At 68.2% G+C, this 5,899-nt stretch carries 5 protein-coding genes and 1 pseudogene; all 6 read left to right on the top strand.

Features of this window, described 5'->3' with window-relative positions; all coding sequences use genetic code 11:
- Positions 1-161: 161 nt before the first annotated feature.
- Complete coding sequence (locus ACT6S0_RS25805) at positions 162-992, top strand: IclR family transcriptional regulator (protein WP_444766595.1); 831 nt, start codon at positions 162-164, stop codon at positions 990-992.
- A gap of 25 nt (positions 993-1,017) precedes the next feature.
- Positions 1,018-2,001, top strand: coding sequence for an AAA family ATPase (locus ACT6S0_RS25800; RefSeq protein ID WP_444766594.1), 984 nt, complete (start codon positions 1,018-1,020; stop codon positions 1,999-2,001).
- A complete protein-coding gene (locus ACT6S0_RS25795; RefSeq protein ID WP_444766593.1) occupies positions 1,998-3,734 on the top strand; it encodes a cobaltochelatase CobT-related protein in 1,737 nt (578 codons plus the stop codon). The genes ACT6S0_RS25800 and ACT6S0_RS25795 overlap by 4 nt, the downstream gene beginning before the upstream one ends.
- A gap of 127 nt (positions 3,735-3,861) precedes the next feature.
- Positions 3,862-4,671, top strand: coding sequence for an IclR family transcriptional regulator (locus ACT6S0_RS25790; protein ID WP_444766592.1), 810 nt, complete (start codon positions 3,862-3,864; stop codon positions 4,669-4,671).
- Complete coding sequence (locus ACT6S0_RS25785; protein WP_444766591.1) at positions 4,668-5,654, top strand: tripartite tricarboxylate transporter substrate binding protein; 987 nt, start codon at positions 4,668-4,670, stop codon at positions 5,652-5,654. The genes ACT6S0_RS25790 and ACT6S0_RS25785 overlap by 4 nt, the downstream gene beginning before the upstream one ends.
- A gap of 15 nt (positions 5,655-5,669) precedes the next feature.
- Positions 5,670-5,899, top strand: a pseudogene (locus ACT6S0_RS25780) (acylating sulfoacetaldehyde dehydrogenase); the annotation flags it as partial.

Genomic DNA, 5,899 nt, shown 5'->3' with positions numbered 1-5,899 from the left:
TGGAAGGCGTCTCCTGAAGGGATGTGGCAGTGGGTTGAAGCGCGAAAAGTCGGAACTTCTTGTTCCGGAATTCGTTTCGGCGGAATATAGGACGCCATCCGCTTCGCGTCAAACAATTTACAAAAAACGGAACGTCTTGTCTCTTTTTTTGTAAAACACATATGATCCGCGCCATGAAGATCGTCAAAGGCCTCACGCCGGAAGCGCAGGAACCGGCGGGCGACACGCCCACCATGCGACTGTTCGCACTGCTCGAAGTCATGGCCGCGAAGGACCAGCGCTACTCGCTGCAGGGCCTCGTCGAAGAAACCGGCCTGCCCAAGCCCACGCTGCACCGCATGCTCCAGCAGCTCGAAGGCGCGGGTCTGCTGCAGCGCGAGGGCGACGGACGGCACTACGGCATCGGCACGCGGCTGCGGCGGCTGGCCGAGAACCTGCTGCTCAACGACAGCCTGCACGGCGCCCGCCACACGGTGCTGCGCCAGCTGGTGGAAGAGATCGGCGAGAGCTGCAACCTCACCGCGCTTTCGGGCAGCGAGGTCGTCTACCTCGACCGCGTGGAAACCGCCGCGCCGCTGCGCTTCTACCTGCACTCGGGCTCGCGCGTGCCGGTGCATTGCTCGGCCAGCGGAAAGATCTTTCTCTCGCAGATGAGCGCGGCGCAGCGCCGCCGGCTGCTCTCGCACGCACCGCTGGAGCCGTACACGCAAAGAACGCTGACCGACCCCGAGGCGCTGGAGAAGGAAGTGCAGCGCGTGCGCAAGGACGGCTACGCCATCGACCACGAAGAGTTCCTGCCCGGCCTGCTGTGCATCGCCACGCTGGTGCCCTCTGGCGACGATGCGCCCTCCAACCTCTGCATCGCGGTGCAGGCGCCGGTGATGCGGCTCGATGCCGCCAAGGCGAAGACGCTGCTGCCCGCACTGCAGCGCGCAGCGCAGGCACTCAGCCGCATCGATGCCGACGCCGCCTCCGACCGCGCGCAGGCCTGACAACCACACAGCTCCGGAAACCGCCATGACCGACACCGCCGACCTTCGACCCGACAGGATGCTCAGCGTGCGCGAGGTGTTCGGCATCGACACCGACCTGCGGGTGCCTGCCTTCAGTGAGCGCGACGACCACGTGCCCGAGGTCGATGCGGTCTATCGCTTCAACCCCGACGTGACGCTCGCCATCCTCGCGGGCTTCACGCGCGACCGGCGCGTGATGGTTCAGGGCCTGCACGGCACCGGCAAATCGACCCACATCGAGCAGGTGGCGGCGCGGTTGAACTGGCCCTGCGTGCGCCTGAACCTCGACGGCCACATCAGCCGGCTCGACCTCGTCGGCAAGGACGCGGTTGTGCTGCGCGAGGGCCGGCAAGTCACCGAGTTCCAGGAAGGCATCGTGCCGTGGTCGCTGCAGCGGCCCGTGGCGCTGATCTTCGACGAGTACGACGCGGGCCGGCCCGACGTGATGTTCGTGATCCAGCGCATCCTGGAGCGCGACGGCAAGTTCACGCTGATGGACCAGAACCGGGTGCTGCGCCCGCACCCCTTCTTTCGCCTGTTCGCCACGGCCAACACTGTCGGGCTGGGCAACCTCAACGGGCTGTACCACGGCGCGCAGCGGCTCAACCATGCGCAGATCGACCGATGGAACATCGTGGCCTCGCTCGACTACCTGCCCGCGGCGGAAGAGATCGCCATCGTGCAGGCACGCGTGCCTTCGCTGGCCGACGCAGCGGGCACGAAGCTCGTCGCGTCGATGGTGGCGGTGGCCGACCTCACGCGCAAGGGCTTCGCGGCGGGTGACCTCTCTACGCTGATGTCGCCGCGCACCGTCATCACCTGGGCCGAGAACGTCGAGATCTTCAAGGACCCGGCACTGGCCTTCCGCCTTTCCTTCGTCAACAAGTGCGACGACGCGGAGCGCCCGCTGGTGGCGGAGTATTTCCAGCGCTGCTTCGACCGCGAACTGAAGGAGTCGCACCAGCTCTCGCCGGATTCGCGCGGATGAACGCCGGGCCCGCGAGCGCGATGCAGCGCCGCGTGCGGCAGGAAGAGCTGGTCGCGGAGCTCTGCGCGGGCGTGGTCCGCGCATTCAGCGGCGAGCGCGACCTGCACTTTCGCGGACGGCGGCTACATCGTGGCCGCGCGGCGCTGCCGTGGTTCGCGCCGCATCTGCATCCCTCGCCCGACACCGACGACTTCGCTTCCTTTCGCGGCGTGGCGGACGGCCTCGCGTTGCGGCTCACCGCATCGGACGCCGCGCTGCACGAAAGCCTGCGCCCCGAGGAGCCGGTCGAGCGCATGCTGTTCGAGATGCTCGAGCAGTTCCGCGTGGAAGCGCTCGCGCCCGAGCTCATGGCCGGCATGCGGCACAACCTGAGGCACCGGCACGAGCAGTGGTCGCTGGCCTTTCACCACTCGGGCCTGACCGACACCGCGCGCGGCCTGCTGCTGTATGCCGTGGCGCAGATCTGCCGTGCGCGCGTCAGCGGCGAGCAGGTGGTGGAAGAAACCGAGGACATGCTCGAAGCCACGCGTTTCGCGCTCGCGCCGCTGATCGGGCACGCCCTGGCAGGCCTGCGAAAGGATCGCACCGACCAGGCCGCCTACGCCGCGCACGCCCGCGCCATCGCGCACACCGTCGCAGCCATGCTGCACGAGGCTGGAGAAGAAGGCAGCGATGCCGCGCGCGATCCGCATGTGGACGACAAGCGCAGCGTGTTCAGCCTCGTGGCCGACATGGACCAGGAGATCGTCGAGCGCTTCACCACCGCCGAGTCGGGCCGCAGCGCCGTGCTCGAGGATGCGGGCGGTGCTTATCGCGTCTTCTCCAATGCCTACGACCGCGAACACAATGCCGCCACGCTCGCGCGCAAGGAAGTGCTCGCAGGCTATCGCGAGAAGCTGGACCGCCGCATCGCCGCGCAGGGCGTGAACATCGCCCGCCTCGCCCGCGAGTTGCGCGCGCTGCTGGCCGAGCCCGAGCGCGACGGCTGGGACGGTGCGCAGGAAGAAGGCCTGGTCGATGGCCGCCGCCTCGCGCAACTCGTGGCCTCGCCCACCGAGCGCCGCCTGTTCCGTACCGAGCGCATGGAGCCGGTGGCCGACTGCATCGTCACCTTTCTCATCGACTGCTCGGGCTCGATGAAGGAGCACGCCGAGTCGGTCGCGATGATGGTCGACGTGTTCGCGCGCGCGCTCGAGCAGGCCGGCGTGGCCAGCGAGGTTCTGGGCTTCACGACGGGTGCATGGAACGGCGGGCGCCCGCAGCGCGAATGGGTGCGCGCAGGCAGGCCGCCGCATCCGGGCCGGCTCAACGAGCGCTGCCACATCGTCTTCAAGGCCGCAGCCACACCGTGGCGCCGCGCACGCCCCGCGATGGCTGCGCTGCTCAAGGCCGACCTGTTCCGCGAAGGCATCGACGGCGAGGCCATCGACTGGGCCTGCATGCGGCTGCGCCAGCGCGGCGAAGCACGCAAGCTGCTGCTGGTGAGTTCCGACGGCTCGCCGATGGACAGCGCCACGCACCTGGCCAACGACGAGCACTACCTCGACCCCCACCTGCGCGACGTGGTGGCGCGACAGGAGCAACGCGGCGACATCGCCATCTCGGGCATCGGAGTGGGCCTCGACCTGAGCCCCTACTACAGCCGCAGCCATGTGCTCGACCTTGCAACCTCCAGCGGCAACAGCATCTTCCGCGAAGTGATCGAGCTCATGGCCGGGCGCCATCGGCGCTGAGCCGCTGAGGCCTTTGGAACTACATCCAAGTCCCCGATTGACAAAGGGCGCGTCGGGTTCATACATTGCGTTTCAAATTCAAGAACGTTGTTCCAATATTTGGAACAACAAGGAACGCCAAAGCCTCATGGACTCCACGCTTGCCAAGGGTCTCGCCGCCATCGAATGGATGGTGCGCCAGCAGCGCGAATGCCGCGTCACCGAACTGGCACAGGCCTTCGGCATGGCGCGCAGCAACGCGCACCGCACGCTGCAGACGCTGGTCGAATGCGGCTGGGCCGTGCAGGACCCGGACACGAGCACCTACCGACCGAGCCTCAGGCTCTTCGAGCTGGGAGCCATGGTCTCCGACGCATCGGACATCGGCACGCTGCTGCGGCCCCATCTCTCGCGGCTTGCACAGGCCACGGGCGAGACCATCCACCTCGCGGTGCTCAACGGCGCGGAGATCGTCTACCTCGACAAGTTCGACAGCCCGCTGCCCGTGGCCGCCTACTCGCGCATCGGCGGCCGCGCGGCCGCGTACTGCGTGGCATCGGGCAAGGCGCTGCTCGCGGCAGCAGGCCTGAGCGTGCCGGCGCTGCAGGAGTGCCTGGGCACGCTGGTGGCGCACACGAAGAACAGCATCACCGACTTCGACGCCCTCTTCAACGAACTGGAACGCTCGCGCGCCCGCGGCTACGCGGAGAACCGCGAGGAATGGCGCATCGGCGTCTGCGGCCTCGGCGTGCCCGTGCTCAACGCACGCGGCGAGGCCGTGGCGGCCGTCGGCATGAGCGTGCCCTCGATCCGCTTCGCGCGCACGCAGGCGCGCGGGCTGGCCGACCACCTGATGGCCTGCGCGCGCGATGCGAGCGTCACGCTGGGCTATCGCGTGGGTGCCTCACCGGCCGGGCCGTCGCCGACGTCCATCACAAAGAGAAGGAGACCTGAATGAAGCCGTTCCTCGCCCCCTGGCTGCACGCCGGGTTGCTGGCCCTCGCCGCTTTTGCATCGCCCTTCGCCGCGCATGCGGACAACGGCGACTATCCGACGAAGCCGATCCGCCTCGTCGTGCCCTACCCGCCCGGCGGCGGCACCGACGTGATCGCCCGCATCGTGCAGGAGAGATTCGCGACGCTGCTGGGCCAGCCGGAGCTGATCGACAACCGCGGCGGCGCGGCCGGCTCCATCGGCACCGAGCTGGTGGCCAAGTCGGCGCCCGACGGCTACACGGTGCTGTTCACGCTGTCTTCGCACACCATCAACCCGGCCATCTACGCCAAGCTGGGCTTCGACACCGCGAAGGACTTCGCGCCCGTGGGCATGGTCGCCTCGCTGCCGCAGATCCTGGTGGCCAACACGCAGTTTCCGGCGAACACGGTGGCCGAGCTGGTCGCGCTGGCCAAGGCCAAGCCCGACAGCATCTCCTTCGCATCGGTGGGCAACGGCTCGCCCGGGCACCTCGCGGGCGAGCTGCTGAAGCTGCGCACCGGCACGCAGATGACGCATGTTCCCTATCGCGGCGGCGGCCCGGCCGTGACCGACGTGATGGGCGGGCAGGTGCCGCTGCTGTGGGTATCCATTCCCGCCGCCGCGCAGTTCGTGAAGGCAGGCAAGCTCAAGGCGCTGGCCGTGTCCACCATCAAGCGCAGCGCGGCCTTCCCCGACGTACCGACGATGCAGGAGGCCGGCGTGCCAGACTTCGACGTGGACTCCTGGTACGCCGTGTTCGTGCCCGCGAAGACGCCCAAGCCCGCCGTCGACAGGCTCAACCGCGTGATCAACACGGTCGTGAAGGAGCCGGAGATCCGCGACAAGCTGCTCGCCCAAGGCAGCGAAGGCGTGGGCGGTACGCCCGAGCAGCTCGGCAAGGTGGTGACCACCGAACTCGTGCGCTGGCAGAAGCTGGCGAAGGAAGCAAGCATCAAAGTCGATTGAGACGCACAGGTCCCCATGGAACATCCGAACACTCCCTCTTCCCCCCTCGCCGACCTGGTGGCGCGCGCCCGCGCCGCGCAGCGCATCTACGAGACCTGGTCGCAGGCGCAGGTCGACACTGCAGTGGTCGCGGCCGGCTGGGCCATCATCGAGCCGGCACGCAACCGAGAGCTGGCCGAGCTGGCCGTGAAGGACACCGGCGTGGGCAACGTCGAGGACAAGGTGCGCAAGAACCACCGCAAGAC

This window comes from Roseateles sp., from assembly GCF_052436255.1.
GTDB lineage: Bacteria > Pseudomonadota > Gammaproteobacteria > Burkholderiales > Burkholderiaceae_C > Pelomonas.
Note: the sequence above shows the minus strand (reverse complement) of the source record. Positions and strands in the feature narration are given on the sequence as shown.